At 63.2% G+C, this 26985-nt stretch carries 22 protein-coding genes; 14 read left to right on the top strand and 8 right to left on the bottom strand.

The annotated features are described in order from the left end of the window. Nucleotides 1-14: 14 nt before the first annotated feature. From rpmI to P9875_RS19355, 8 genes are all read left to right on the top strand, one after another. Entirely contained in the window at nt 15-212 is a 198-nt protein-coding gene (gene rpmI, locus P9875_RS19390; protein ID WP_038493025.1) for a 50S ribosomal protein L35, read from the top strand. 26 nt (nt 213-238) lie between these two features. Then, complete coding sequence (gene rplT / locus P9875_RS19385) at nt 239-598, top strand: 50S ribosomal protein L20 (protein ID WP_010399214.1); 360 nt, start codon at nt 239-241, stop codon at nt 596-598. 147 nt (nt 599-745) lie between these two features. Beyond that, a complete protein-coding gene (gene pheS, locus P9875_RS19380; RefSeq protein ID WP_034751917.1) occupies nt 746-1762 on the top strand; it encodes a phenylalanine--tRNA ligase subunit alpha in 1017 nt (338 codons plus the stop codon). Nucleotides 1763-1840: 78 nt separating this feature from the next. Continuing rightward, nucleotides 1841-4267, top strand: a complete 2427-nt coding sequence (gene pheT / locus P9875_RS19375; protein ID WP_035819954.1) for a phenylalanine--tRNA ligase subunit beta — start codon at nt 1841-1843, stop codon at nt 4265-4267. A gap of 170 nt (nt 4268-4437) precedes the next feature. Then, nucleotides 4438-4785, top strand: a complete 348-nt coding sequence (locus tag P9875_RS19370; RefSeq protein WP_010399205.1) for an integration host factor subunit alpha — start codon at nt 4438-4440, stop codon at nt 4783-4785. Between the two features lie 10 nt (nt 4786-4795). Continuing rightward, on the top strand, nt 4796-5200 hold the full coding sequence (locus P9875_RS19365) for a MerR family transcriptional regulator (RefSeq protein WP_035819952.1): 405 nt from the start codon (nt 4796-4798) through the stop codon (nt 5198-5200). A gap of 210 nt (nt 5201-5410) precedes the next feature. Then, the gene (locus P9875_RS19360) at nt 5411-6043 is read left to right on the top strand and encodes a response regulator (RefSeq protein ID WP_034783185.1); all 633 of its coding nucleotides are present in this window, start codon (nt 5411-5413) and stop codon (nt 6041-6043) included. Between the two features lie 144 nt (nt 6044-6187). Further along, complete coding sequence (locus tag P9875_RS19355) at nt 6188-7603, top strand: CHASE3 domain-containing protein (RefSeq protein ID WP_176390473.1); 1416 nt, start codon at nt 6188-6190, stop codon at nt 7601-7603. Nucleotides 7604-7686: 83 nt separating this feature from the next. Here the strand turns inward: P9875_RS19355 and P9875_RS19350 are convergent, their stop codons facing one another. Beyond that, nucleotides 7687-8496: a Crp/Fnr family transcriptional regulator gene (locus P9875_RS19350; protein WP_034783188.1), complete on the bottom strand. Its 810-nt coding sequence runs from the start codon at nt 8494-8496 to the stop codon at nt 7687-7689. 225 nt (nt 8497-8721) lie between these two features. Beyond that, nucleotides 8722-10779 carry a methyl-accepting chemotaxis protein gene (locus P9875_RS19345; RefSeq protein ID WP_278316329.1) on the bottom strand — a complete coding sequence of 686 codons (2058 nt, stop codon included), beginning with the start codon at nt 10777-10779 and terminating at the stop codon, nt 8722-8724. 174 nt (nt 10780-10953) lie between these two features. On the opposite strand from P9875_RS19345, the gene P9875_RS19340 reads away from it, so the two are divergent. Next, nucleotides 10954-12630, top strand: a complete 1677-nt coding sequence (locus P9875_RS19340) for a peptide chain release factor 3 (protein WP_035827636.1) — start codon at nt 10954-10956, stop codon at nt 12628-12630. A 135-nt stretch (nt 12631-12765) separates the two neighbouring features. Here the strand turns inward: P9875_RS19340 and P9875_RS19335 are convergent, their stop codons facing one another. Next, the gene (locus tag P9875_RS19335; RefSeq protein ID WP_278316328.1) at nt 12766-14658 is read right to left on the bottom strand and encodes a putative bifunctional diguanylate cyclase/phosphodiesterase; all 1893 of its coding nucleotides are present in this window, start codon (nt 14656-14658) and stop codon (nt 12766-12768) included. A 144-nt stretch (nt 14659-14802) separates the two neighbouring features. Continuing rightward, a complete protein-coding gene (locus P9875_RS19330; RefSeq protein ID WP_176390470.1) occupies nt 14803-15063 on the bottom strand; it encodes a hypothetical protein in 261 nt (86 codons plus the stop codon). Between the two features lie 184 nt (nt 15064-15247). Here P9875_RS19330 and rnk point away from each other — a divergent pair, with 184 nt between their 5' ends. After that, nucleotides 15248-15655 carry a nucleoside diphosphate kinase regulator gene (rnk, locus tag P9875_RS19325; protein WP_162835757.1) on the top strand — a complete coding sequence of 136 codons (408 nt, stop codon included), beginning with the start codon at nt 15248-15250 and terminating at the stop codon, nt 15653-15655. 63 nt (nt 15656-15718) lie between these two features. Here rnk and P9875_RS19320 read toward each other — a convergent pair whose 3' ends face one another. The 3 genes from P9875_RS19320 to P9875_RS19305 form a co-directional block, all read right to left on the bottom strand. Then, the gene (locus P9875_RS19320) at nt 15719-16747 is read right to left on the bottom strand and encodes a transporter (protein ID WP_235211695.1); all 1029 of its coding nucleotides are present in this window, start codon (nt 16745-16747) and stop codon (nt 15719-15721) included. A gap of 115 nt (nt 16748-16862) precedes the next feature. Continuing rightward, nucleotides 16863-17561 carry a YXWGXW repeat-containing protein gene (locus P9875_RS28705; RefSeq protein ID WP_341353799.1) on the bottom strand — a complete coding sequence of 233 codons (699 nt, stop codon included), beginning with the start codon at nt 17559-17561 and terminating at the stop codon, nt 16863-16865. Between the two features lie 188 nt (nt 17562-17749). Next, complete coding sequence (locus tag P9875_RS19305) at nt 17750-17986, bottom strand: hypothetical protein (RefSeq protein ID WP_035819941.1); 237 nt, start codon at nt 17984-17986, stop codon at nt 17750-17752. Nucleotides 17987-18329: 343 nt separating this feature from the next. Here P9875_RS19305 and P9875_RS19300 point away from each other — a divergent pair, with 343 nt between their 5' ends. The 4 genes from P9875_RS19300 to P9875_RS19285 all read left to right on the top strand — a co-directional run bounded on the left by P9875_RS19300 (nt 18330) and on the right by P9875_RS19285 (nt 24456). Next, complete coding sequence (locus tag P9875_RS19300; protein WP_278316327.1) at nt 18330-20648, top strand: hypothetical protein; 2319 nt, start codon at nt 18330-18332, stop codon at nt 20646-20648. 19 nt (nt 20649-20667) lie between these two features. Beyond that, nucleotides 20668-22989 (top strand): SUMF1/EgtB/PvdO family nonheme iron enzyme, encoded by a 2322-nt coding sequence (locus P9875_RS19295; protein ID WP_278316326.1) that lies wholly within the window; start codon nt 20668-20670, stop codon nt 22987-22989. A gap of 184 nt (nt 22990-23173) precedes the next feature. After that, nucleotides 23174-23572 carry an OsmC family protein gene (locus P9875_RS19290; protein ID WP_278316325.1) on the top strand — a complete coding sequence of 133 codons (399 nt, stop codon included), beginning with the start codon at nt 23174-23176 and terminating at the stop codon, nt 23570-23572. Then, on the top strand, nt 23569-24456 hold the full coding sequence (locus P9875_RS19285) for a pirin family protein (RefSeq protein ID WP_278316324.1): 888 nt from the start codon (nt 23569-23571) through the stop codon (nt 24454-24456). The genes P9875_RS19290 and P9875_RS19285 overlap by 4 nt, the downstream gene beginning before the upstream one ends. A 6-nt stretch (nt 24457-24462) precedes the next feature. Here P9875_RS19285 and P9875_RS19280 read toward each other — a convergent pair whose 3' ends face one another. Further along, nucleotides 24463-26940 carry a TonB-dependent siderophore receptor gene (locus P9875_RS19280; protein WP_278316323.1) on the bottom strand — a complete coding sequence of 826 codons (2478 nt, stop codon included), beginning with the start codon at nt 26938-26940 and terminating at the stop codon, nt 24463-24465. Between the last annotated feature and the right edge of the window lie 45 nt (nt 26941-26985).

Below are 26985 nucleotides of genomic sequence, written 5' to 3'. Positions count from 1 at the left end.
GAGGACAGATTGCTATGCCTAAAATGAAGACCAAAAGCTCCGCGAAAAAACGTTTTCGCGTGCGTCCAGGTGGAACAGTCAAGTCGGGTCACGCGTTCAAACGCCACATCCTGACCAAGAAAACCACCAAAAACAAACGTCAGTTGCGCGGTACCCGTAACATCAACGCATCGGATGTCACATCCGTCATGCGCATGATGCCGACTGCTTAATCTCACACTCAATTTAAGGAGTTACTATGCCTAGAGTAAAACGTGGGGTTACAGCTCGTGCCCGTCATAAGAAGATTCTTGTTCAAGCTAAAGGCTACCGTGGTCGCCGCAGCCGTGTATACCGTGTTGCCAAGCAAGCAGTTATGCGCGCTGGCCAATACGCTTACCGCGATCGCCGCAACAAGAAGCGCGTTTTCCGCCGCCTGTGGATCGCCCGTATCAACGCCGCTTCCCGTGAGCATGGCGTAACGTACAGCGTATTCATGAACGGCTTGAAAAAAGCAAATATCGAACTGGACCGTAAAGTCCTGGCCGATATGGCTGTGATGGACAAGCCAGCATTCGCTGCGATTGTCAACGCAGTTAAAGCAAAAATCGCTGCGTAAGCATCGGTCATTGCACAACGTCATCCGTAGGGTGACGTTATAAAGAGCGGGGCAGGGGTTTTAACACCTTATGCCCCGTTTCCGTTTTTGATTGTTGGGTTCTAGATTACTAAATCCAGGATTGATTTCCAAAACAGGAAAAGCCGCATGAACTCCCTAGAAGAACTCGTCGTCTCGGCCCAGGCTGACTTTATCGCCGCCGCAGACGCTGCCGCACTTGAAAACGCCAAAGCCCGCTATCTGGGCAAGACTGGCCAGATTACTGAAATGATGAAGGGCCTGGGCAAGCTGGACCCGGACGCGCGCAAGGCGCAAGGCGCCCTGATCAACGCCGTCAAAGTGCAGATCGAAGACGCGCTGACGGCGCGCCGTGATGCATTGGCCGATGCCCAGATGCAAGGTCGCCTGAACGCCGAAGCGATCGACGTGACCCTGCCAGGCCGTGGCCGCATGCCCGGCGGCATCCATCCCGTGATGCGCACGTGGGAACGTGTCGAGGAAATCTTCCGCTCCATCGGTTTCGACGTGGCCGACGGCCCCGAAATCGAGAACGACTGGACCAACTTCACGGCGCTCAACAGCCCGGAAAACCATCCAGCCCGTTCCATGCAAGACACCTTCTACATCGATGGCAACGACACCGATGGCAAGCCCTTGCTGCTGCGCACGCACACGAGCCCGATGCAGGTGCGCTATGCGCGCACGCACACGCCGCCGATCAAGGTCATCGCGCCGGGCCGCACCTACCGCGTCGACAGCGACGCCACCCATTCGCCGATGTTCCACCAGGTCGAAGGCCTGTGGATCGCCGAAGACATCAGCTTTGCCGACCTGAAGGGCGTGTACCTGAACTTCGTCAAGGCCTTCTTTGAAACGGACGACCTGCAAGTGCGCTTCCGCCCGTCGTACTTCCCGTTCACGGAACCGTCGGCCGAGATCGACATCGCCTTTGGCTCCGGTCCCTTGAAGGGCCGCTGGCTGGAAGTGTCGGGCGCCGGCCAGGTACATCCGACCGTGGTGAAAAACTTCGGCCTCGATCCCGAGAAATTCATCGGTTTTGCTTTCGGCTCCGGCCTGGAACGCTTGACGATGCTGCGCTACGGCATCAACGACCTGCGCCTGTTTTATGAAGGCGACTTGCGTTTCCTGAAGCAGTTCAACTAAGCATTGTTCCGTTTGATTCATGGCGCTTGAGCGCCTGTGCGCTCGCGCTGTGAGCTTTGACCCTTTGAAGGCTTGATTATGCAATTTTCCGAAAACTGGCTCCGTACCATGGTCGATCCGAAGATGACTTCGGACGAACTGGCCCATCTGCTGACCATGTCCGGTCTCGAAGTCGAGGACGTCGATCCTGTCGCCCCGCCGTTCTCGAACGTGGTGGTGGGCCTGGTCCTGGAGATGGAAAAACATCCGAATGCGGACCGCCTGAATGTATGCCAGGTCGATGTCGGCACGGGCACCATGCTCAACATCGTTTGCGGCGCGCCGAACGTGCGTCCTGGCTTGAAAGTCGTCTGCGCCATGGCCGGCGCCGTGCTGCCGCCTGGCGCCGATGGCAAGCCGTTTGAAATCAAGGTGGGCCAGCTGCGCGGTGTCGAGTCGCAAGGCATGCTGTGCTCCGCGCGCGAATTGAAATTGTCGGAAGAAAACGCCGGCCTGATGGAATTACCGGACGACGCGCCGATCGGCCAGAATTTCCGTGATTACTTTGCGCTCAACGACTTGAAATTCACCATCAAGTTGACGCCGAACAAGGCAGACTGCCTGTCCGTGCTGGGCGTGGCGCGCGAAGTATCTGCACTCACGGGCGTGCCCCTGAATGCGCCGCAATTCCGTACCGTACCGGTTTCCAGCGATGAAATCCTGCCCGTGAAAGTCAGCGCGCCGGACCTGTGCGGCCGTTTCACGGGCCGCGTCATCCGCGGCTTGAATGCCAAGGCGGCCACGCCGGACTGGATGAAGCAGCGCCTCGAGCGCAGCGGCCAGCGTCCGCTGTCGGCCCTGGTGGATATTTCCAACTATGTCATGCTGGAACTGGGCCGTCCTAGCCACGTGTTTGACCTGGCCAAGATCCATGGCAGCCTCGACGTGCGTTGGGGCAAGGCGGGCGAATCCGTCAAGCTGTTGAATGGCAACACCATCGCCGTCGACGAGTGGATCGGCGTCATTGCCGACGAGCAGGAAATCGAATCGCTGGCCGGCATCATGGGCGGCGACGCCAGTTCCGTGTCGGACGATACGGACAGCATCTACCTGGAAGCGGCATTCTGGTGGCCAAACGCCATTCAAGGCCGCGCGCGCCGTCTGAATTTCTCGACCGATGCGGCGCACCGCTTCGAGCGCGGCGTCGATTTCGCCACCAACGTCGAGCACATCGAGCGCATCACGGCCCTGATCGTGGAAATCTGCGGCACGCCAGCGACCACCGTCGGCCCCGTCGACGATCACGTGGTGAACTTGCCGCAACGCCAGCCCGTGTCGATGCGCACGGCGCGCGCGCAAAAAGTCATCGGCGTGCCGCTCAATGATGAGCTGATCGCCGATATCTTCACGCGCCTTGCTCTGCCATTCACTTTGCTTGATGGCGTGTTTTCCGTGACGTCGCCCAGCTACCGTTTCGACATCGAGATCGAGGAAGATCTGATCGAGGAAGTGGCGCGCGTGTACGGCTTTGAAAACATCCCGACCTTGCCGCCCGTGGCCGCGAACGTGATGCAGATTGCACCGGAAAATACCCGCTCCTTGTTTGCGGTACGTCATGAGCTGGCCGACCTGGGCTTCCAGGAAGTGGTTAACATGAGCTTTGTCGATACGGCATGGGAGCGCGATTTCTCGGGTAACACGAACCCGATCAAATTGCAGAACCCGATCGCCAGCCAGATGAGCGTGATGCGTTCCTCGCTGATCGGCAGCCTGATCGCGAACGTGCGTTACAACCTGAACCGCAAGACGAACCGCGTGCGCATCTTCGAAGTGGGCGCCATCTACCAGCGCGACGACAGCGTGGAAAACGGCCCGTTGTCGGTGGCTGGCTACGCCCAGCCGAAGCGCGTGGCCGCCATGGCCTACGGCGCGGTCGCCGACGAGCAGTGGGGCCAGCCTGCACGCACGGTCGACTTCTTCGACGTGAAGGCGGACCTGGAAGCGCTGTTCGCGCCGCTGGTCTTGCGTTTCACCAAGGCGGAACACCCGGCCCTGCATCCGGGCCGTTCGGCCAACGTGGAACTCGATGGCAAGGTCATCGGTTTCATCGGCGAATTGCACCCGCGCTGGATGCAAAAGTACGACTTGCCGCTGGCGCCCGTGCTGTTTGAAGTCGACGCCGCTGCCTTGACGCAACGCATCGTGCCCGCGTACCAGGAAATCTCGAAATTCCCTGGCGCCAGCCGCGACTTGGCCGTGGTCGTCAAGCAATCGGTGGCGGTGCAGGATCTGCTCGACAGCTTCCACGCCGCAGCCAAGGCAAGCCCGGCAGCGCGTATCGTGCAAGCCATTGTTTTATTTGATGAATATCGTGGAAAAGGTCTGGAAGCGGATGAAAAAAGCCTTGCTTTCCGGATTAGCTTGCAAGATACTCAAAACACCCTGCAAGACGATGTCGTCGATGGCCTGATGGCTGTCCTGATCGATGCCGCCAAGCAGGGCCACGACGCGAAACTGCGTTCGTAATTACCGGACTGGCCGTCGCCTTGCGTGACGGCCTTTCCGTCGTCAACAGTAGACGAGCTTGCCATATGGCGGGCTCGGGCGCACAGAAAAGGCAGGGCAGGAAAATTAATAACAGCGACGTTGATTCCGCCGTACTGCAGTCCGCACTGGCCGCAGATCTGCATCGGGCCATGCTGGTTGCCAAAGTGCGCCAGGAAGCGGAAAAAGATTTACCCACCTTGACCAAGGCGGAACTGGCCGAACTGTTGTTCGAGCAAGTGGGCCTGAACAAGCGCGAAGCGAAGGATATGGTCGAGACGTTCTTTGACGAAATCCGCAACGCGCTCGAGCGTGGCGAGGCCGTCAAGCTGTCCGGTTTCGGCAATTTCCAGTTGCGCGACAAGCCGCAGCGGCCGGGCCGCAACCCGAAGACGGGCGAAGAGATTCCCATCACGGCGCGCCGTGTCGTGACCTTCCATGCGAGCCAGAAGCTGAAAAGCATGGTCGAAGAGACCAGTCCGCTGGCACGTGCTGCCTGAGTGAGTGGCGATGAACGAGCGCATCAGTAAAACCGAGTTGATCGCCTTGCCGCCCATTCCGGCGAAACGCTATTTCACGATCGGCGAAGTGAGCGAGTTGTGCGGCGTCAAACCGCACGTATTGCGCTACTGGGAGCAGGAGTTTTCCCAGCTCAAACCGGTCAAACGACGTGGTAACCGCCGTTATTACCAGCACCACGAGGTGCTGCTGATACGCCGCATCCGCGAATTGCTGTATGAGCAGGGCTTTACCATCAGCGGCGCGCGCAACAAGCTCGACAGTCGTGGCGCCTCGCATGCCATCGCCGACGAGCTGCCTGTACTGCCGGCCATGCCCGTCGTGCCGCAGGAAGCGCCGCTGGACCGCGCGTGGATACGCCATGAATTAATTGCGATTTTAAACTTGCTAAAATAAGATTTGTACCAATATAGGTGGGGTTGTCCGGCCGCGGTTGACCAAGTTGACTATACTGCATGGGTGCTCCGTCCTGGCGCTGACGCTACCGTACGGCACGCCATATTTTGAATATAATGTTAATGTTGCGTTTTTGTTAGTGACGCTGAACCGGAGCAGCGTTCAGGTTCCGGTAGTCTTTCCCAGGCCAGGAAAATTTAAGGGGAAACAATGATACGCGTTGCCATTTGTGATGATCACCAAATAGTACGAGCTGGATTCAAACAGATTTTTTCGTCGTCAAGCGACTTCAGTGTGGTGGCGGAAGCCGGTACCGGGCGCGAAGCGCTCGATATCGCCCGCCGCGAAATTTGCGATGTATTGCTGCTCGATATAGCCATGCCCGATCAGAGCGGCATCGATACCTTGCGCACGATCCGCCAGGGCCAGCCGGAATTGCCCGTGCTGATCCTCAGCGGCTATCCCGCGCAGCAGTATGCGCTGAACCTGTTCAAGATGGGCGCGAATGGCTATCTGAACAAGGAATGCGAAGCCGACGAGTTGATGACGGCCGTGCGCACCGTATTCCAGGGGCGCCGCTACGTCAGTTCCACCGTCGGTGAATTGCTGGCGCAATCGTTCGACCGCGACACGAATGCCGCCTTGCATACGGAATTGTCGGACCGCGAGTTCCAGGTCTTCCTGCGCCTGGCGCGCGGCGCCACGGTGTCCGATATCGGCGTGGCCTTGTCGCTGAGCATCAAGACGGTGAGTACTTACCGTACGCGCATCATGGAAAAAATGGGCTTGCAATCGAACAGCGACTTGACCTATTACGCAATGAAAAACAATTTGCTTGACTAGCGTTGCGGTGCGATCATGGAAACATGATCGCTCAGCCCGCTGGCCAGCACGACTTGTGCAGTGCAGCAGTTTGTGGCGAGGACTATAATTGGCCGGCGCCGGCGCTCTCTCCCGCGCCGAACCTTGCTAAGGATGCACATCAGGATGTATTTCACCGCTGAACCGGCCCCGAATCACCGCCTGCCCCTCTACAAGACGATCCTGTGCGTGACGTGCGCCTTGCTGCTTGTACTCAATGGTTTCAGTCTCTATCATAATCTGCAGTCGCTGAAGGGCACGAACGCCTTGCTCAGCCAGAGCGCCCGCGTGGCGGACCGCCTGCAGTATTTGAACGTGCTCGTGCTCGATGCGGAAAGCAGCTTGCGCGGCTATTTCATTTCCGGCTCCGAAACCTATCTGGGGCCGTCGAAGACGGCCACCACCGAAATCGAAAACGAATTCAACGAGCTGCAAACCTTGCTCGCGGGCAGTCCCACCCAGCTGAAAAACCTGGGCCAGCTGAAAACTTTGATCCGTCGCAAGATGTCGATGCTGCAAGAGTCGATCGAGGTCTACAAGCAGGGCGGGTTGGCCGAGATCGTCAACATTTCCCGCGTCACCGATGACCGCGCCACCATGGACGAGATCCGCCTGCAGGTGGTGATCATGACGCGCGAACAGAATGAAGCGCTGTCGTCCGGCAGCGCCGCCTTCTACCATGAGTACCAGAAAGCCGTGCTGCTCGGCATCGGCATCAATGCCCTGGCCATTCTCGTGCTGATCATGTTTTACCAGCTGGTGCGGCGCAGCTTCCAGAACCGCGCGGCCGTCGAGTATGCATTGCAAAATGCCAACGACAACCTGGAATCGACCGTCAGCAAGCGCACGGAGCAGTTATCCGTGCTGTCGCGCCATTTGATCAGCGTCAATGAAGTGGAAAAGGCACGCCTGGCGCGCGAACTGCACGATGAGCTGGGCGCCAACCTGACCTCGATCAGCATGGACCTGGGCGCCGTCACGCAGCAACTGGCGCACACGCAGCCGGAACTGGCCGCGCAGTTGCGCCGCGCCAAGGCCACCTTGCTGGAAACGGTGGAACTGAAGCGCCGCATCGTGGAAGACCTGCGCCCCAGCCTGCTGGACAATCTGGGCCTGTGCGCCGCCATCGAAAGCTATTGCGAGGATTTTACGCGCATGAGTTCGGTGCGCTGCGAAACGGACGTGGCCATCAATATCGACAACCGCGAAGCCACCCTGACGATTGCCCTGTTCCGTATCGTGCAGGAATCGCTGACGAATATCATGAAATATGCGCGCGCCGGCATGGTCAGCGTGACCTTGAAACGCAACGAACACGGCCTGGTGCTGCGCGTCATCGACGACGGCATCGGCATCACGGAAGACGCGCTGCAAAAACCCATGTCGCACGGCTTGCTGGGCATGCGCGAGCGGGCTTTGCTGCTGGGCGGCACCCTCACCGTGCGCCAGGGACCGGAAGGCAAGGGGACCTGCGTGGAAGCCGTGATTCCGCTGCCGCTGACGCCGGAGCCGGAAGACATCGACGCGGATATCGAAGCGTAATTTTCTTTGAGATAAAAAAATGGCCGGGCATGCAGCCCGGCCATTTTTTTGTCTATCTTGCCTGATCAGCAGCGTATCAGGTATCAGCAGCGCGATACGTCGCGCAGCAAGCGGTCGTATTCCGTCTTGGCGACCTTGTAGCATTCGCCCGCATAGCATTCCAGGCCGGCGCGGTCCAGCACCGTGATATTGCCGCGGCGATAGTGGATCAAGCCTTCTTCCTGCAGCTTGCCGGCGGCGGCCGTGATGCTTTCGCGGCGCACGCCCAGCATGATGGAAATCAGCTCTTGCGTGACCTTCAATTCGTTCGATGGCGAACGGTCCAGGCGGTCCAGCAGCCAGCGGCACAGCTTTTGCTCGATCGAGCTGTGGCGGCCGCCGACGGCGTTCTGCGCCATTTGCGCAAACAGGGCGTTGGTGTAGCGCATCAGCAACTGGGGCAGGGCGCCGCCTTGATTGAAAGCATCGCGCAAGCTTTGCGTTTTCAGGCGGTAGCCGTAGCCGGCGCTTTGCACGACGGCCGTGCACATGGCGCGTTCGCCCGCCAGCAGCGAGGCACCAGCCACGCCTTCATGGCCGACGACGGCGATTTCCGTCGTCGCGCCGTCTTCCATTACATACAGCAGGGAAATGATGGCGGTGGTAGGAAAGTAGCTGTATTCCAGGTTGTTACCGTAGGCATACAATTCCTTGCCGAAAGGCAGTTCCACCAGTTCCAAGTCTTCGAACAGCGATTCGAGGGCGGCGCGCGGCAGGGCGGCCAGCAATTCATTCTGTTGTGCACTGCTGAGACTAACCCGCGACGCAAGCTTGATTTCCCGACCGGCCGCCGGCATGGCGCGCGGCAGCAACTGGTTCTTCTGGACCGGGGCGATAAGTTGAGTATGGCTCATAGTATTCCTCACAGGCTTTTTACATCGGAGTGCGACTGCCGCGTTGCTGGTCAAAAAAATTCTCGTCTCCATGTGGTAACGGTGTTTTTTTCAACCGCGCGGTGCAGATCGCGATGTAGCTACTTTAAAAGCTTATGTAAGTGGCGAACATAAGATTAGCAGTCGCCACCTTGTAGTCTCTTTTGAGGCGAAATTGTAGTCCTTGTCCTACGTGCACACTTTTGACTAGCTAACCTTGCGCCGTTCCGCGCGATTTTGTGATATGACGCGCGGTTTATTGGCGCTCCACAGGCCGGCCGGCCGCACGCTGGGCAGGCCGTCGCGCACGGTCGCGGCCGGTGCCTGGCGTGGGTTTGGCGCCTCGTGCTCCCCCAGGCGGAAGCGGCTGACGGCCTGCGTCAGCGCCTCGCCTTCCTGGTGCAGGCGCTGCGAACCGGCGCGCGCCTCGTCGACCAGGCCCGCGTTCTGGCGCGTCATGTCGTCAATTTGCGCCAGCGCCTGGTTGATGCGGGCGATCTCGCCATTCTGCTCGGCGCCGGCGCTGCTGATGCGCCCGATGACGACGGCCACCTGCTGCACGGCGTCGACGACTTGCCGCATGGTGTTGCCGGCGGCATTGACGAGGTCGCCGCCTGCATCGACGGTGGCGACCGAATCGCCGATCAGGCGCTTGATTTCCAGCGCCGCCTCGTTCGAGCGCTGCGCCAGGCTGCGCACCTCGGAGGCGACCACGGCGAAGCCGCGCCCCTGCTCGCCGGCTCTGGCCGCTTCGACGGCGGCGTTCAGGGCCAGGATATTCGTCTGGAAGGCGATGCCGTTGATGACACCGATGATGTCGACGATCTTGTGCGAGCTGGCCTTGATCGAGGCCATGGTGTCGACCACGGCGCCCACGGTTTGCCCGCCGCGCAGTGCCACGTCGGCCGCCGTCGCCACCAGGGTGCGGCCCTGTCCTACGTGGGCTTCGTTGCGGCCGACGGTGGCCGTCAGCTCGCGCATCGAGTCGACGGTGGCGCCCAGTGCGTCCGCCTGCGTGGCCGTATGGCCGGACAGGGCCGCGTTGCCCTGGGCGATGTCGGCGCCGGCGGCCGCGATGACGGCCGCGCCGCCGCGGATTTCCTGCACCAGCGTGGCCAGGCCATGCGTCATGGCGCCGAAGTCGCGCACCAGGTCGCCGATTTCATCGTGCGCCTGCGAGGTGATGCGCTGCGACAGGTCGCCCGCCGCTGCCGCGCCGACGGCCACGCGCAATTGCTTCACGTCGCGCGCGAAGGCGGCATAGAAGCCCGCGCACAGGTAGGCGGCGGCCAGCAGCACCAGCAGCATGGCGGCCAGGATCAGGGCGCGGCGCGCCTCGTCGCGGGCGATGCGCTGCGCCAGCAATCCGTCCAGCGCGGTGGCCGACGCGCCCGAGAGCGCGTGCAGGGCGTCGATCGCCTGCATGCCGGCCGCGTGGAATTGCGCGCCCGAGGTCTGGTCGTAGGAATTCGTCACTTCGTTTTTCGTGCGTTCGAGGAAGGCCAGCGCGGCCGGCACGGCTTTCAGGGACGGCAGCAGGCTGGCGCGCAAGGCCGGCTTGGCGGCGATGATTTCGTCAAAGCGGGCCGGCAGGCGTTCCAGTTCGTGGCGCGCGATCAGGGCGTTGGCGTTGACGAGTTGATCTTCATTCGCCTCGAACAGGCCCGTGTCGATGTAGGCGGCGCCGCGCCCGGCGATGTCCGACAGGCTTTCGGCCAGGTCGGGCAGGGTGGCCGTGAAGACTGCGCTCAGGTGGTTGGCGCCCGCGTCCGGGTCCAGGCTCAGGTGCGAACGGTCGGCCACCAGCTGGCCCAGTTTGGCTGCCTGGCGCAACAGCGCCGTGTGCGCCGCGTAGCTGTCACGCGCCGCGAGGCCCGTCTGTCGGCCCAGCAGGGCTTGCCACTGCTTGCTCAGCTCGGCCGCCTGGGGCAGGTCGGCGCCCGCCGGCAAGCGCGCCAGGGCGGCCAGCGTGGCCGTGATGCGTGCATTGGCGGCCGTGTTGTCCATGCCCGCCTTGCCGCTCAGGCGCAAGTGTTCGAGGCCGCGCCGCTGCTGCAGCAGGCGCGTGCCTTCTTGCAGCTGGTGCACATAGGCCACGCCCCGCTGTGCATCCTGCGCCTGGGCCAGCGACTTGCCCAGCTCCGAGATCAGCAGGGTGGTCGCCAGCACCAAAGGCAGCAAAAAGACCAGGCAGACAAGCATGAATTTGGGCAGCAGGCGCAGGCGCTGCATGAGTCGGATGGCGGGGGTGAGGAGCATTTTCATCGGGTTTCCAGGGTAGGGTGACAACATTTCTGCAGTGCAATGTTGCCTGCGGATTGTGACCCCTTGATGAAGTGGCCAATTTTGCCGTTCGCCAGAGTGAAGCAGTTCACACGGAAGGCCGATCCTTCTGTAAAATCGAGGGTTTTTTGCGAGGGCCATATTATGGTCACCAATATGGCCAACGAGAACGACATCAACACCCCCGATTCCAGCGACAATGCGGACAGCGCCGCAGCGTCAGTGAGCAGCAAGGCGCCGGCCGTGATCGCGCGCGAAGTGCAGCGCCGCCGCACCTTCGGCATCATTTCCCACCCGGATGCCGGTAAAACCACCTTGACGGAAAAACTGCTGCTGTTCTCGGGAGCGATCCAGATGGCCGGTACCGTCAAGGCGCGTAAATCGGGCCGTCACGCGACGTCGGACTGGATGGAGATCGAGAAGCAGCGCGGCATTTCCGTCGCTTCCTCGGTGATGCAGTTCGAATTCCGCGACCACGTCGTCAACCTGCTCGACACCCCGGGTCACCAGGACTTCTCGGAAGATACCTACCGCGTGCTGACGGCGGTCGACTCGGCGCTGATGGTGATCGATGCAGCCAAGGGCGTGGAAGCGCAGACGATCAAGCTGCTGGCCGTGTGCCGCATGCGCAATACGCCGATCGTCACCTTCATGAACAAGATGGACCGCGAGACGCGCGATCCGCTGGATCTGCTCGACGAACTCGAATCGGTGCTGAAGATTCAATGCGCGCCCGTCACCTGGCCTATCGGCATGGGCAAGAACTTCCGCGGCGTGTACCACCTGCTGAACGACGAGATCATGCTGTTCAAGGCTGGCGAAGAGAAGGCCGACGGCGCCTTTGAAATCATCAAGGGCATCGACAACCCGCGCCTGCAGGAGATGTTCCCGCTCGAGATGGATCAGCTGCGCATGGAAGTGGAACTGGTGCATGGCGCGTCGAACCCGTTCAACCTCGAAGAATTCCTGTCCGGCGTGCAGACGCCTGTGTTCTTCGGTTCGGCCATCAACAACTTCGGCGTGCGCGAGATTCTGTCCGCGCTGGTCGACTGGGCGCCGGCGCCGCGCGAGCGCGACGCGACCGTGCGTTCGGTGGCCCCGTCCGAGCAGCCATTTACCGGTTTCGTCTTCAAGATCCAGGCCAACATGGACCCGGCCCACCGCGACCGCATCGCCTTTTTGCGCGTGTGCTCGGGACGTTTCGAGCGCGGCATGAAGGTCAAGCATTTGCGCCTGGGGCGCGAGATCAAGGTGTCGAACGTGGTGACCTTCATGGCATCGTCGCGCGAACAGGTGGAAGAGGCGTACGCGGGCGACATCATCGGCTTGCCAAACCACGGCAACATGCAGATCGGCGACAGTTTTTCCGAAGGCGAGATGCTGACCTTCACGGGCATTCCGTACTTCGCGCCGGACTTCTTCCGCTCCGTGCGCATCCGTAATCCCCTGAAAATCAAGCAGTTGCACAAGGGCTTGCAGCAGCTGGGCGAAGAGGGCGCGGTGCAGGTCTTCAAGCCGGTGCAGGGCGGCGAACTGGTACTGGGCGCCGTCGGCGTGCTGCAGTTCGAGGTGGTGGCCAGCCGCTTGCTCAACGAATATGGCGTCGACGCCGTGTTCGAAGGCACCAGCATCAGCAGCGCGCGCTGGGTCAGCTGCGACGACAAGCGCATCCTGCAGGATTTCGAAAATGCGCTGGGCCACAACGTGGCCTACGATGCGGCCGGCAACATGGCTTACCTGGCCACGTCGGGCGTGAACCTGCGCCTGACGGAAGAGCGCTGGCCGAAATTGACGTTCCACGCGACGCGCGAGCATTCGGCGAAATTGGCTTGATGTAGCGTAGTGGTGTCGGATTACGCGCTGCGCGCCTCGGCGGCCCCGCTAATCCGACCTACGCCGACCTACCTGTTCATGGCGTAGGTCGGATTAGGCCAACGGCCGTAATCCGACACCATCGTTGGCACCAACTCAAGCCGGCAAAATCGTGCGCGTACTCCAGTCGCGCCGCTCCAGCAGCAATGCCGTCAGCTGCGCCGCCGTCATCGGGCGCGCGAAGAAAAAGCCCTGCACGTTGTCGCAGCCGGCTTTTCTCAAAAACTCCACCTGCTGCAAAGTTTCCACCCCTTCGGCCACCACTTTCAGGTGCAGGCTGTGCGCCATGGCGATGATGGCCGTGACGATGGCTTCACCCTCGCCGGGCAGGTCGTGCACGAAGCTGCGGTCGATTTTCAGCTGGTCGATGGGCAGGCGCTTCAGGTACGACATCGACGAATAGCCGGTGCCGAAATCGTCGATCGACAGGTGGATGCCCGCTTCCTGCAGGCGCCGCATCAATTCCACGTTGGCGTGGACATTGTCCATCAGGACGCCTTCCGTGATTTCCAGCTCCAGCAAGCCATGCGGCAGCTGCGTTTCGTCGAGGATGGCGCGGATATCGTCCATCAGGCCCGGGTCGCGCGCCTGGCAGGCCGACAGGTTGACGGCCACGTGCTCGAGCGAATCGAGCAGGCCCGCCTTGCACCACAGGGCCGCCTGGCGGCAGGCGCTTTGCAGCACCCAGCGTCCCAGGTCGACGATGATGCCGCTTTCCTCGGCCACGGGGATGAATTCGGCGGGGCTCAACTGGCCCATGTCGCGGCAGTTCCAGCGTATCAGCGCTTCCACGCCGACGATGCGCCCGCTGCGCAAGTCGATCTGCGGCTGGTAGTGCAAATACAGTTCCTCGTTTTGCAGGGCGCGGCGCAGGTTCGCTTCCATGCGCAGGCGGCGCTGCGCGCGCAACTCCATTTCGGCCTTGAAGACGGCGTAGCGGTTTTTGCCCTGGTGCTTGGCGTGGTACATGGCCGTATCGGCATTGCGCGTCAGGGTGGCCACGTCCTGCGCGTCGAACGGATACAGGCTCACGCCGATGCTGGCGCTGACATACAGCTGGTGGCCTTCGAGGTCGAACGGCGCGGCCAGCACGGTCAGGATCTTGCGCGCCACGCTGGCCATTTCCGAGGCGTCGTCGGCCGGTTCGACGATGACGACGAATTCATCGCCGCCGATGCGGCAGATGATGTCGGTGCCGCGCAGGATGGCCACCAGGCGTTCGGATACGAGCTTGAGCAGCTGGTCACCGCAGTGGTGGCCCAGCGTATCGTTGACGACCTTGAAGTTATCCAGATCCAGCAGCAGCAGGCCCACGCTGCTGTCCTGGCGGTCGGCGCGCGCCAGCGCGTAGGCCAGGGCATCGTTGAATTCATGGCGGTTCGGCAGCTGCGTGACCGGGTCGACGTGGGCCAGATAGTGCAAATGGCTTTCCGCATGCTGGGCGGCCGTGCGCGTGCGGCGCACCATCAGGACCGTCAGGCCGAACGCGCACAGGCAGACGAGCAGGGTGAAGGCGGCAAATTGCGCCAGGCTGGCGTACAGCGGCGCCAGGCTGGCGCGCAGGTACAGCGCGCCGCCGCCGGGCAAGGCCGTCAAGACGGCGGCGCTGCCGTCCAGGTAATCGAGGTGCAGGCCGTTGCGCGGCGCCGCCGGCACGGCATCGTTGCTGCTGCGCGCGTAGCGGGCAAATGGCGTGCCATAGGGACTGTAAAGTATTGCTTGCCGGACATGCGGGGCGGCGGCGAGGGAGGCGAGCAGTTGTTGCGCCGCAAGACGATTGTCCTGGCGCATGGCCTGGCTGGCGGCGGGCGCCAGCATGTCGGCCTGAATTTTCAAGTTACGCTGCAAGGATGCCTGGAGGGCAAACAGCTGGAAGAGGATCAGCAGCAGGCTGGCCATGGCCAGCATGGCCGCCGCGGCCAGCAAGTTCAGCCGGGCAATCCGGTCGCCGCGCAATTGCACCGACGGCAGCATTAATGGCGTCATCATGACGCTCCCTCCTGCCGGCCCCGCTTGCCGCCGCCCCGTGTGATCCCGCCTCGCCCTGCCATACTTTGCGTTCCAGTCTGATGAAAACCGAAGTGAGCCGGAACTCTCAACGTGTTGCCAAGTGTTGCTAAGGCCGACATATTGTCATTTTGCAGCGTGAAAGTACAGTGCGCGCGGCAATTTTGTGTGCATGCGGCGGACCGGTGGCAGCAGGCAAGGCGACAAAACAGGCGGAAAAGGCAGGGCGTGTCTTTCTAATAATAATGCTGGCTGAATTTTAATCCTTTTTTTGCCCACCGGTTTTTTCTCTAAAAACATGCTGACAGTAAACAAAATGCCATGAAGAATAACTTCAGTATCCCAAGATATCCGGGCGCGGATTAACTTTTTGTCCGTATCGTCCATTGCAAGTCATTGATTTTAATAAATTTTAATGGAGAATGCGAGAACGCTATGGCCTTGCTCCGCGAGTTCGTCCATAATCCGCTGATGATGGACGTTCTGATGCTGTTTGTTTTGTCTCGCGCGGCCACGCAAGATGCCGCCAGCAAAACCGGACGTCGCCCTAATGATCAATAGTGAGGATATCTTGGAAAAAAAACCAAAAATTATTTTGTCGTCACAAGACCTGGAACGACTGGAAGCGTTGTTGTATGCCTTGGGTAATAACTTATCGCCGGACAAGGCCGCCTTGCTCGACGAGCTGGGCCGCGCCGAGGTGCTCGAGCCGCAAGAGATTCCCCCGACCGTCGTGACGATGAATTCCACCGTGCGCTTCACGGTGGAAAACAAGGAAGAATTCTGCCTGACGCTCGTGTATCCGAAGGATGTGGAAGGCCAGGCCGACCGCATTTCCGTGCTGGCGCCCGTCGGCAGCGCGCTGCTGGGCCTGTCCGTTGGCGACAGCATCGCCTGGCCCATGCCGGGCGGCGTGGTGAAGGTCAAGATCGAGGAAATCGTCTATCAGCCTGAACGGGCTGGCGAATACCACCGCTAAGCGCAGCAAGCAGTGACGGCGGACGGTGCCTGCCGTTCGCCTGCCAGGCCGTGTTTCCGATAGTCAACTATTGCGTTGCACGCGCACCACCAGCCATCCCGCCACCACTGTGAACGTGACGATGATGGCGACGATGATCCAGAAGCCCTGCGGATGCTGGGCCAGCGGAATTCCCCCCACATTCATGCCCAGCATGCCGGCGATGATATTGATCGGCAAGGCCAGCACGGTGACGATGGTCAGCACGAACAGGCTGCGGCTGTTTTCCTCGTTGACGCTGGCGGCGATCTCCTCCTGCAGCAGCTTGATGCGTTCCTGCAAGGACGACATATCGCTGAGCACGACGGAAAACTCCTCCGTCGACTGGCGCAGCTCCAGGCTGTCCAGTTCCGACACCCACGATGGCGGGCGTTGCAGCAGGCGGAACAGGGCGGCCGGTTCCGGTGCCAGCAGGCGCTGCAGCCGCACCAGCACGCGCCGCATGCCGCCCAGGTCTGCGCGTTTCGGCACCAGGCGCCCGGCCAGCAAGTGGTCTTCGATATCGTCGACCCGCGCCACGGCGTCGCGCACGATGTTGACCAGCACGTCGGCCTGGTCGCGCAGCAGATGGATCAGCAATTCCACCGACGAGCGGATCGGCTCGTGGTTCTTGATGACGGCCTGGCGCAGGCGCTCGATCGACTGCAACGGTGCGCGGCGCGCCGTGATGACGAGGTTTTGCGCCACGCTGGCCCACATGGTGGAAATGTCGGACGCTTCGAACGAGAAATTGTGCACCACATCGTTGACCACGGCGATCAGGGTGTTTTCCGCCTGCTCGATGCGCGTCGAGCGCGAACCCTGGTGCAGGGTTTCATAGAATTCGTCGGCCAGCTGCGTATGCGTCATCAGCCATTTTTCGCTGGCCGCATGCGACAGATTGAAATGCAGCCAGACGAATTCCTGCGCCGGCCGCGCCGCGCCATCGGCCAGCCAGGCCAGCGCGGCCGTCGAGTCGAGCGCCAGCGGCTGCGGCTCGCGCCCAAACAGGAAGCCCCAGACCAGGCCCGAGGTGTCCGAGCCGTAGGTAAAACCGGCAGTTTCCATCGCCATCGTGAATCTTTCTCGTGCAGTGTGATTGATCGTCGCGCGATGTTAATACACGGATGTGTCGGGAAAATGACAAGGCCACCGCGATGGGTGGCCTTGTCCTGACTACAGATGCGTATTAATTGCGGCGCGGGTTGTCGGGCCGGCGGTCGTCGCGGTTCGGTATGCCGTCGCCGTCGCGGTCGTGGCGGTTGCCATTGTCGCGGTCATAGCGGTTGGGGATGCCGTCGCGGTCGCGGTCACCGTTCGGGCCGCGTGGCGACCAGCGGCCTTGCTCCATCTGCCAGCGGCCATCGCGCTGGTTCCAGGCGGGCGGCGCATACACGTAGCCGGGGCGTTCGGCGATCCACACGCCTGGCGTCCAGGCGTAGCGCTGGCCGCGCCATTCCCAGTGGCCGGGCGCCCAGGCGTAGCCGTGGCGCGCGCGCGGGATGGCTTCGCGGCGCGGTGGCGGCGGGGCGATGCGGATGTCGTCATAGCGCACGGGCTGCACTTGCGCGGCGACCCAGCCGCCACGGTCCAGGCGCCAGCGGTTGTTCTCCTGTATCCAGGCGGCGCGGCGGTAGTGGTTGCCGCCCCGTTCGCGCAACCATTCACCATTGTTCCAGACATGGCGCTGGCCATCCCAGTTCCAGTAGCCGGGCGCCCAGACATAGCCGGCGCGCGGCGCTGGCACGCTTTCAAACCGTGGCGGAGGCGGCGCGTTGCCGATGACAATGCTGACGCCGAGCTGATTCTGTGCCATGGCTTGCGCGGGCAGGAAGGCCGCGGTGCTGATGGCAAGCATGGCTGCTGCGTAGAGTGTGATGGGTTTCATGATGTGCTCCATTTCGGTGATTGCGTGAAATGGACTATAGGCGCTTGCTGGCGATTTATCGCCTTTGATTCAACTTATTACAATTGACACAATGCTGTGTGTCCGTGTATCCGTGGCGGATACAAATGGCGGCCTGGCGCGGCGGAATTCACATTGGCGCCAGGCGGCGTGGTGTCAGCATCGTTGGCTCACAGGGTGCTGGCGGTGGCGTTGCCCAGCAAGGCTTGCCGTTCTTCGATCAGCGAGATTTTCTTTTCCTGTTCCGTCAGGCGCTTGGCGCTGACGACGACGACGGGGATGGCGCTCGCTTGCGCCACATCAGTCGCTTTGGCAGCCGATGGCTGCATGAAGCTGACGTAGCTGGCGCCGCAGGCGATGGCGACGGCGACGGTAAAGATGGCTTCCATGTTTTTCAGCGTTTTCATGATGGTTCCTTTCGGGTGGCGGGTGGGTATGCATGCACTGTAGCCAGGCGCGGGCCGGCGCGCCATGCAGATGCGACCAGCCGTGGTTTTGGCGGGATGGCCTGCAAAAAAACGGCGCTGAAATGCCTGCGCGCGGCGCTGGCGGGCGACCGCATGAATTGAGGCCTAATTCGCCCTGTATCCGTGCATATGAATGCAATTGCCCTATGGCATTATCTGATGCTGCGCCGTTTCGTGCACGCTCGGCGCGCGGCAGGTGCTGCGCCAGCTGTGCTGCTAGAATCGGCATGGCAGCCGTGTTGCGCACACTTGCGCGCACAATCATTCTCATCAGGAGTCACACATGTTCCAATTGTTTGGTTTTGGCGGCGCCCGCTGCCCGCGCTGCGAGCACAAGAACGGCGCTGCCGCCGGCTATTGCGCGCAATGCGGCTTGTCGCTGGGGGCACCCGACAGCGACGCGGTGCTGCATGCCAATCAATGGCATCTTGCTGATGGGCAACTTGCCCTGTTCTTTGGCGTGCGCGAACTGTCCTCGCTGTTCGGCAGCGCGGCGCGCCGCCTGCAGGTGCCGGCCGAGTCGCGCGCCTGGATCGTGCAATCGGACGCTTTCACCTTGATACCGGCCGGCGACTACGACAGCGCCGCCTTCTTTGCGCGCCTGCCCGCGCTGCTGCCGGCGCGTCCGGCCGAAGTGCTGATCGCGCGCGCCGACGCCGTCAGCCTGGAATTCGACTTGCCGGCCCTGGCCAGCACGGAGTTGCTGAACGTCGCCGCGTCCCTGCGCGTCGACATCGCGCTGGGCCAGCCCGATGCGTTCGCGCGCCAGTTCATGCGCGCGCCGGGCGCCGTCACGCGCGCCCACCTGCACGCCTTGCTGCTGCCGTCCGTGCGCCAGATCGCGCTGGAATTCATCGGCAGCCGTGCCCTGCGCGAGATGGACGCGAATGCCGACTTGCGGCCCGAATTGAACGAACGCCTGCAATCGGCCCTGACGCAGCGCCTGGCGCCCAGCGGCCTGGCCGTGGCGCGCGTGGAAACGCTCAGCCTGCGCCATGACAAGCGCGAGGGCGGCGGCGATGCGGCCATCGGCACCCTGTGGCTGGGCGGCTTGCCGGCGCAGGAACTGGAGCAGCACAGCCTGGAACGCATGAAGCAGCTCGACCAGCTGTATGACGAGGAAGAGTGGCAGCGCATCCGCCGCGAGGAACTGGCGGCGCGCCACGCGCACCGCCGCGCGGAATTGCAGCAGGATGCGACGGTGGAAAAGGCGGAACTGAACCACCAGGAAGCGGAGCGCCTGCAAGCGCTGCGCGGGCGCCAGATCGACCTGTATGGCCGCATCCTGGAAGCGAAATCGCGGCGTCAGGCGCTCGACCACGGCGCCGCGCTGGCGCTGGGCGAGCTGGAACAAGAACTGGCGCAAAAAGGGGCGCAGCGCGCCGATGAAGCGGCCAACTGGGAACACGTGCGGGCGCTGGCCGCCATCAAGATGCGCAGCGAGCTGGAACTGTCGCAGCTGCACGGGCGCGAACAGATCCAGCTGGCGCAGCAGCGCTTTACGCATCAGGTGCACTTGCAGTCGATCGCGCAGCAAGTGGAAAGCGCGCTGCTGATCGACGACGAGACGGGCCGCCGCACCCAGCTGGCGCGCCTGCGTCAGGCGGAAGCGGATGCGGCCCAGCGTGAGGCGCAGCTGGAGGCCGAGCAGCACCAGGCTGCGTGGCAGGGCCTGATGCTGGCGAATGCGGCGCGCAAGCGCGAAGCGGAGCGGGTGCAGGAGTGGGAAGACCAGATGCAGCTGGCGCGCCAGCGCGAATTGCTGCGCGCCGAGGCGCACAAGGATGAAGCGGCCCAAGTGCAGGCGGCGGAAATCGCGGAAAAAGTGGCGGCGCTGCGGCGCGGCGGCGCGCGCGAAGACGCCATCGCGCAGCAGGAAAAGCTGTTGCGCACCATCGAGGCCGACGGCGTGCACGCGCGCCAGCTGCAGCAGCAAACGCAGCTGGCGCAGCTCGACGCGCTGGCCATCGAGGAACAGCGCCAGCAGCTGCGCCAGCTGGAACAGGAAGCGCAATGGCAGCGCGACTTGCTGGCCATGGCGCAGCAGCGCGAAAGCGATTACGCGCGCTGGAAAGGTGAATACGAAGCCTTGCTGGCGCAACAGGCGCATGCGGCCGAACTGGCGCGCATCGACATCGACCGCATCGAGAAAATCGGCTCCCTGAGCGACACGGGCAAGGTGGCCATGGCCGCCGGGCAGAATGCAAGCGCGCTGGCGCAAGTGCTGAAAACGCAGCTGCAGGCGGGCATGAGCGCCGAACAGATCCACGCGCTGGCCGCGCTGGCGGCGGCCGAGAACAGCGTCGCGCCGCTGGACGCCATGCGCATGGCGCAGGACAGCGTGGCGCAGGAGCGCAGCTATCTGGAAGGCCAGGCGGAACGCGAACGGCGCCAGCAGCTGGACTTGATCAACCTGCAAAATGCGGCGCACGCGCATGGCCTGTCGGCGCAGGCGCAGCTGGGCGTGGCCGTGGCGCAGGCGTTGCAGCCGGGTGCCGCCGCCGCAGCGGCGCCGGCCCGCTGCAAGAACGGCCATGCGCAGCGCGCGGGCCATCCGGAAGATAAATTCTGCGCCGCCTGCGGCGTCGCCCTGCAGCCTTGATGGAAGCGTTTCACCCCAGATGATGCAAAAAGCACGAGACAAGCTGCGGGAACTGCGCGCCCTTCATGACGACGGGTTGCTCAGCGAGCAGGAATTTGAACGCCGCAAGAACGCCATCCTCGACGCCGAGTACGCGCCGCCCGGCGCCGCGCCTGTGGCCGCGCCGCTGCCCGTGCGCCAGGGTACGGAACTGGGCTTCATGACGGGCCAGGAAATCGGTCCGCAAAACCGCCGCTACCGGCTCGAACGGCTGATCGGCACGGGCGGCATGGGGCAGGTGTGGCAAGCCACCGACCTGGCCACACACGCGGAGCTGGGCAGCAGTGAAATGGTGGCGCTGAAGATTTTGCCGCCGCAGCTGACGCAAAGCGCCACGCACGCCAAGCTGCTGATCGAGGAAGCGACGCAGGCGCGCAAACTCGCACATGAAAACATCGTGCGTGTCTACGAGTGGGCGCAGGATCCGGCCACGGCCAGCTATTTCATCATCATGGAATGCCTCGATGGCGAAGACCTCGAGCACTATCTGGCGCGCACGGGCGCGCTGCCCCTGTCCACGGTGCAGGAACTGCTGCAGCCCGTGGCCGAAGCCCTGTCGTATGCGTGGGAAAAGCACAAGCTGGTGCACCGCGACCTCAAGCCGGGCAATGTCTTCCTGACGGCGAAGGGCGACGTCAAGCTGCTCGACTACGGCATCGCGACGCGCGTGCGCAATGCGGACAGCAGCCTGGCGCTGGAGATGCCGAATGCGGGCACGCACGGTTACCGGGCGCCCGAGGCCGGCGCCAACCAGCGCCAGCCCAGCCCGCGCCTGGACGTGTATGCCGTGGCCGTGATGATCTATCAGATGCTCGAAGGGCGCATGCCGTTCGACGACACGCGCAGCGCCAGCCATTTGCCGTCCGCGCCGCAAGCGCTCAACGCGCAGCAGTGGCAAGTCTTGCAGAACGGTTTTTCGCTGACGCCGGAACTGCGGCCCCAATCCGTGCAAGCCTTGCTGGAAAGCCTGGAGCGCGCCGCCGGGCCGTCGCCCGAAGAACTGGCGGAACAGGCGCGCCAGCAGCAGGCACGCGCGGCGCAGCAGGCGCAGCAACAGCGGGAGGCGGCGCTGGCCGCCGAACAGGCGCGCGAGGAAGAGATCAAGCGGGCCCGCATACGCCAGGAAGAACTGGATCAGCGTCGCAAGGCGGAAATCCAGGCGGCCGCGCTGGAAAAGCAGCGCCAGGACAAGCTGCGCCGCGAGCAGGAGGCGCAGCGCCATTTCGAAGCGGAAGAGGCGCGCAAGCTGCGCAAGGAAGCGCTGCGCGGCCAGTTGCGCGCGCGCCGCGAAGCCGATGCCGCCACGGCCTTGCAGGAACACCAGGAATTGCAGCGCAAGGCCATCGTCGCCAAGGCGGAGGCGGCCTACCGCGCGGAACAGGAACGCGCGCGCCGCGAAGAGGCCAGCCGCGCCGCGACCGCATCCGTCCCTGCGCCGGCATCCGCGCCAGCGCTGGAAACGGAACACGCGGAACCGGTGGCCAATGCGGAAGGCATCTTGCGCGATGACTTTCTCGATGGCGCGGGACAGGGCCCGGAACTGGTGCTCATTCCCAGCGGCCGCTTCCAGATGGGCGCGCACGAGACGGAACACAAGGCCGCCATCCAGGCCGGCTCGCAGCAGTCCTGGCTCGAACGCGAGATGCCGCAGCACTGGGTCGGCATCGAGCGCCCGTTCGCGCTGGCGCGCCACCCCGTCAGCGTGGGCGAATGGCGCGCATTCGTCAAGGCGACCGGCTGGGCGGGCGGATCGGAAACGGACTGGGACAATCCCGGTTTCGTGCAAACCGACCTGCATCCGGTGGTCGGCGTGAGCTGGAATGACGCGCAGCTGTACCTGGCGTGGATGAGCGAACGCACGGGCCGGCGGTACCGCCTGCCCAGCGAAGCGGAATGGGAGTACGCATGCCGCGCCGGCACGCGCACTGCCTTCAACGTGGGCGACACGATCAGCACCGAGCAAGCCAACTACGACGGCCTGTACGTGTACAACGGCGGCCCGCGCGGCGTGTACCGGGGCGGCACCACGCCGCTGGGTACGTTTGCGCCGAATTCCTGGGGCCTGTTCGACATGCATGGCAATGTGTGGGAATGGGTGCAGGACGTGGTGCACGACAATTACGACGGAGCGCCCGTCGACGGCAGCGCGTGGGAAGAGGGCGCCGACAGCAGCCGGCGCATCCTGCGCGGCGGCTCGTGGCTGTACCACCCGCGCTATTTGCGCTCGGCCCTGCGCAACGGCTTTTCCACGGTGCTGTCGAACGACATCGTCGGCTTCAGGGTGGCGCGCACGCTCGACTGACTCATTATCATATCGGTCATCTTGAGGGATGCTGCATGCACCTTGGCCGTGCCGGAGCGTCCATCGTCTTCGTCGGCCCACCGATGCCCTGTTCCGTATCGAATGATCAGGTAGTGGGGCGGCAGGCTGCGCAAAGCGGGCAAACGGTGTAAATTGTGGCTTTCCAAACGCACCCAGGAACGCCATGACCATCAAAGCCATCCGCGACCAGTCGCAAGCCATGCGCCACATCGTGCACGTGCGCGATCACATCATTTCCACCGACGCCTCGGTGGCCGAAGGGGGCGGCGACGCCGGCCCGTCGCCGCACGACCTGTACGACGCGGCCCTGTCGGCCTGCAAGGCGCTCACCGTCGTCTGGTACGCCAAACACAAGGGCATCCCCCTGGAACACGTGGAAGTGTCGACCGAGCGCGACGCCAGCGAAGAGCGCAAGGGCGTGTACCGCCTGGCCACCACCCTGCACCTGACGGGCGAGTTGACGGAGGCGCAGCGCCAGGAATTGCTGTCGGCCGCCGGAAAATGCCCGATCCACAAGCTGATGACGGCCGTCACCACGGAAATCACCACGGTGCTGGCATGAGCGCGGCCATCCTGAAAAGTCACGAAAAGGACCTGGGCGGCGGCTTCGTCGTGCGCCGCCTGTTGCCTTCCGCAGCCAAGCAGGCCGTCGGCCCTTTCATTTTCTTTGACCATTTCGGCCCCATCGACGTGGCGCCCGACGCCAACCACGACGTGCGTCCGCATCCGCATATCGGCCTGGCCACCGTCACCTACCTGTTCGAGGGCGCGATCGACCACCGCGACAGCATCGGCTCGTACCAGCGCATCGAACCGGGCGCCATCAACTGGATGACGGCCGGGCGCGGCATCGTGCATTCGGAACGCACGCCGCAGGACCTGGCGGGCCAGCCGCACCGCACGCACGGCTTGCAGCTGTGGGCCGCGCTGCCGAAGGCGCACGAAGAGGATGAACCGAGTTTCACGCACACGCCGCAGGCCGACATTCCCGTCGTGCCGCTCGATGGCGCCGTCGTGAAGGTGTTGATCGGCACGGCCTTTGGCCAGACCTCGCCCGTGCGCACCTACATGCAGACGGTGTACCTGGACGTGGCGCTGCAGGCAGGGCGCGAGTTGCGCCTGGAAGGCTTGCCGCCGGAAGCGGCGATTTATCCGATCAGCGGGGATGTGCTGGTCGATGGCGTGGCGCTGGTGCCGCACACCATGGCCTTGCTGGAAGCTGGTGCCGCGCCCGTGGTGACGGCAGGCGGCGGCCCGGTGCAGTTCGTCGTGATCGGCGGCGAGCCGCTGGACGGCCACCGCTTCCTGTTCTGGAATTTCGTCTCGTCGAGCAAGGAGCGATTGTCGCAGGCGGCCGACGACTGGACCGCCCAGCGCATGGGGAGCGTGCCGGGCGAGACGGAATTCATCCCGCTGCCGAAGGCGCCATTGCGTCCTCCGGCATAAGCTGGATTAGAACCGCGCGCGCAAGGTCAGTTGCGCCTTGCGCGGCTCGCCATAGAAATTGCCCCACGCCGGCGCGCTCACCGTCTGGTAGTAGCGCTTGTCGAGCAAGTTCGTCACGGACAGCGACGCCGTCCAGTTGCGGTCGATCTGGTAGGCGGCGCGCGCGCTCCACAAGGCATACGCGCCTTGCGCCACCTTCACGTCGCGCGTCGTGCGCGAGCTCTCCGTCTGGAAGTTCACGCCGCCGCCCACGCTCCACTTCTGCAAGGCGCCGGGCAGGCGGTAGTCGCTCCACGCGCGCAGCATGTGGCGCGGCGAGTAGGTACTGGCGAACATCACGCCTGCGTCCGACGTCTGCTCCAGGTATTTGAAGTTGTTCAGGGTGTAGCCGGCGAAAAGCTGCCAGCCCGGCGTCACTTCGCCGCTGATTTCCGCATCGACGCCTTCGCTGCGCACCTTGCCGGTCGAGAAATAGCATTCCGTGCCGCTGGTGCAGATATTGACCAGATCGGCCTCGGCGCGGTTGCGCTGTTCGATGCGGAACAGCGCCAGCGAGGTATTGACCTTGCCATCGAACAGTTCACCTTTCACGCCCACCTCCAGGTTGCGCCCTTTCAGCGGCTCAAGCAGGGCGCCTTCGGCCGTGCGCTGGTTTTGCGGCTGGAAGATGTCGGAAACGCTGGCGTAGCCGGACCAGCGCTTGTCGAACGCGTAAATGACGCCGCCATACGGCGTGACGACGCCGTTTTCGCGGGACGGATCGAGATATACCTCGCCCGTGTCGCGGTACACGCTGGTTGATTTGAAATTCGATACGCGCGCGCCCGCCACCACGGTGAGCGGGTCGCTGACGCTGAATCGGGCCACGCCATAGGCACCCGTCTGTGTCATGGTGGTCAGGCTGTGGCCGCCGCCATATTGTTTCTCGCGTATCCAGGCATCGCTCGGTTCCGCCACGCCGTGATTCGGTTGCAGCGCGCTATTGGGCAGCTTCATCATGGCCAGGCTGTAATCGCTGTCGCTTTCCAGCCGGTTCGTGCTGACGCCGGCGCTGAAGCCGTGGCGGCGGCCGAAGGCGTTGAATTTGCCATCGAGCGACAGGTCGAGTCCCTTGTTGGTGGTGCCGTAGTCGAACACGCCCGCGTACATCATCATGCCGGCCATGGTGGCGGGATTGAGCGCGCCCAGGTTGAACATGTATTTCACGTCATGCTGTTCGCGCGTGTAGTTGGCGCTGGCCTTGAGCGACCAGTCGGCATCGAAGCGGTGTTCGAATTCGGCGAAGGCGGCCGTCTGGCGGCTGTCCCAGCGGTTCCAGTCCGCGCCCAGGTAGGTCGACCGGGGCAGTTTCGGGTCGCTGCCATCGAGGTAGCGGGGCATGCCGGAGAAAAACGGCGTCGATTTCAGTTTCTCGTAGCTGGCGCCCGTTGTCAGCTTGCTGCCCGGCGCCAGGTCGAATTCCAGCACGCCGTACAGCACGTCGGTGCGGCTGTCGGCCACGTCATAAAAATAATCGCGCTGGTCGTGCGCGGCCACGACACGGCCGCGGATGCTGCCCGACTCGTTCAAGGGGCCGGTGACGTCGATTTCGCCGCGCACGTCGTTCCAGCGGCCCGCGCTGAGCGCCAGTTGCACCTGCTTTTCCGCCAGCGGGCGCTTGCGCACCATGTTGATGGCGGCGCCCGGCGAACCGGTGCCCTGCAACAGGCCTGTGGCGCCGCGCACGATTTCGACGCGATCGAGCATGGCCGTATTGCTGGTAAAACTGTTCGCCTGCGGGTAGAACATGGCGCGGTTGACGCCATCGAACTGGTAAGTGTCGACCATGAAGCCGCGCGAATACACATAACGCCCGCCCATGGGGCTGTCGTACATGGTGATGCCGGTGGTGTTGGCCAGTACGGCGTCGATGGTGTTGAGGTTCTGGTCGTCCATCTTCTGGCGCGTGATGACGCTGACGGATAACGGAATTTCGCGCAGGGTTTGCACGCCCTTGCCGACGGTGACGGCGCGCGCCGCGTACGAGTTGCTGTGTTCACTGACGGGGTCGCGCTCCATGCTCGCGCTGACGGTCACGGGCGCCATGGTCTTTTCCGTGCCGGCCGCCGCTGCGGACGCTGGCGCCGCCTGGCGCAGCACGTAGGCGCCGTTCGGTAGCTGCACGGCTTCCAGGCCGCTGCCGGCCAGCACCTGGGCAAAACCCTGGCCGACATTGAAGCTGCCGCGCACGCCCGGCGAGCGCAGGCCGCGTGTCTGCGCGGGATCGGTCGACAGGCTGACGCCGGCGGCGACGGCAAAGTCGTTCAGGGCCGTGGCCAGCGGACCGGCCACAATGGCGTAGGCTTGCGGTGCCGCCGCGGCAGCCTGGCCTTGCGCCAGGGCGGGGGCGGCGACAAAGGCGGCGGGGGCGGCGCACGCCATGGCGAGGACGGCCAGGCGGATGGCGCGCGCGGCGGGATGGAGGACGGGGGTGGTCAGCTGCATGCTCGGTCTTTCTGTTCAGGGTATGGTCAATGGAGGATGAATCGG

This window comes from Janthinobacterium rivuli, from assembly GCF_029690045.1.
In the GTDB taxonomy this organism is placed as follows: Bacteria; Pseudomonadota; Gammaproteobacteria; order Burkholderiales; family Burkholderiaceae_D; genus Janthinobacterium; species Janthinobacterium rivuli.
This window is presented reverse-complemented; position numbering and strand designations above follow the sequence as displayed.

What these genes read in the sequence shown, in the direction of transcription:
- P9875_RS28705 (WP_341353799.1), bottom strand. Translation starts at nt 17,561, where the DNA reads ATGAAACCCATCACACTCTACGCAGCAGCCATGCTTGCCATCAGCACC.
- P9875_RS19360 (WP_034783185.1), top strand. Translation starts at nt 5,411, where the DNA reads ATGATACGCGTTGCCATTTGTGATGATCACCAAATAGTACGAGCTGGA.
- P9875_RS19335 (WP_278316328.1), bottom strand. Translation starts at nt 14,658, where the DNA reads ATGATGACGCCATTAATGCTGCCGTCGGTGCAATTGCGCGGCGACCGG.
- P9875_RS19285 (WP_278316324.1), top strand. Translation starts at nt 23,569, where the DNA reads ATGAGCGCGGCCATCCTGAAAAGTCACGAAAAGGACCTGGGCGGCGGC.
- P9875_RS19370 (WP_010399205.1), top strand. Translation starts at nt 4,438, where the DNA reads ATGCTGGTTGCCAAAGTGCGCCAGGAAGCGGAAAAAGATTTACCCACC.
- P9875_RS19345 (WP_278316329.1), bottom strand. Translation starts at nt 10,779, where the DNA reads ATGAAAATGCTCCTCACCCCCGCCATCCGACTCATGCAGCGCCTGCGC.
- rplT (WP_010399214.1), top strand. Translation starts at nt 239, where the DNA reads ATGCCTAGAGTAAAACGTGGGGTTACAGCTCGTGCCCGTCATAAGAAG.
- P9875_RS19350 (WP_034783188.1), bottom strand. Translation starts at nt 8,496, where the DNA reads ATGAGCCATACTCAACTTATCGCCCCGGTCCAGAAGAACCAGTTGCTG.
- pheT (WP_035819954.1), top strand. Translation starts at nt 1,841, where the DNA reads ATGCAATTTTCCGAAAACTGGCTCCGTACCATGGTCGATCCGAAGATG.
- rpmI (WP_038493025.1), top strand. Translation starts at nt 15, where the DNA reads ATGCCTAAAATGAAGACCAAAAGCTCCGCGAAAAAACGTTTTCGCGTG.
- P9875_RS19305 (WP_035819941.1), bottom strand. Translation starts at nt 17,986, where the DNA reads ATGAAAACGCTGAAAAACATGGAAGCCATCTTTACCGTCGCCGTCGCC.
- P9875_RS19340 (WP_035827636.1), top strand. Translation starts at nt 10,954, where the DNA reads ATGGCCAACGAGAACGACATCAACACCCCCGATTCCAGCGACAATGCG.
- P9875_RS19295 (WP_278316326.1), top strand. Translation starts at nt 20,668, where the DNA reads ATGATGCAAAAAGCACGAGACAAGCTGCGGGAACTGCGCGCCCTTCAT.
- P9875_RS19320 (WP_235211695.1), bottom strand. Translation starts at nt 16,747, where the DNA reads ATGGCGATGGAAACTGCCGGTTTTACCTACGGCTCGGACACCTCGGGC.
- P9875_RS19290 (WP_278316325.1), top strand. Translation starts at nt 23,174, where the DNA reads ATGACCATCAAAGCCATCCGCGACCAGTCGCAAGCCATGCGCCACATC.
- P9875_RS19365 (WP_035819952.1), top strand. Translation starts at nt 4,796, where the DNA reads ATGAACGAGCGCATCAGTAAAACCGAGTTGATCGCCTTGCCGCCCATT.
- P9875_RS19355 (WP_176390473.1), top strand. Translation starts at nt 6,188, where the DNA reads ATGTATTTCACCGCTGAACCGGCCCCGAATCACCGCCTGCCCCTCTAC.
- P9875_RS19280 (WP_278316323.1), bottom strand. Translation starts at nt 26,940, where the DNA reads ATGCAGCTGACCACCCCCGTCCTCCATCCCGCCGCGCGCGCCATCCGC.
- pheS (WP_034751917.1), top strand. Translation starts at nt 746, where the DNA reads ATGAACTCCCTAGAAGAACTCGTCGTCTCGGCCCAGGCTGACTTTATC.
- P9875_RS19300 (WP_278316327.1), top strand. Translation starts at nt 18,330, where the DNA reads ATGTTCCAATTGTTTGGTTTTGGCGGCGCCCGCTGCCCGCGCTGCGAG.
- P9875_RS19330 (WP_176390470.1), bottom strand. Translation starts at nt 15,063, where the DNA reads ATGGACGATACGGACAAAAAGTTAATCCGCGCCCGGATATCTTGGGAT.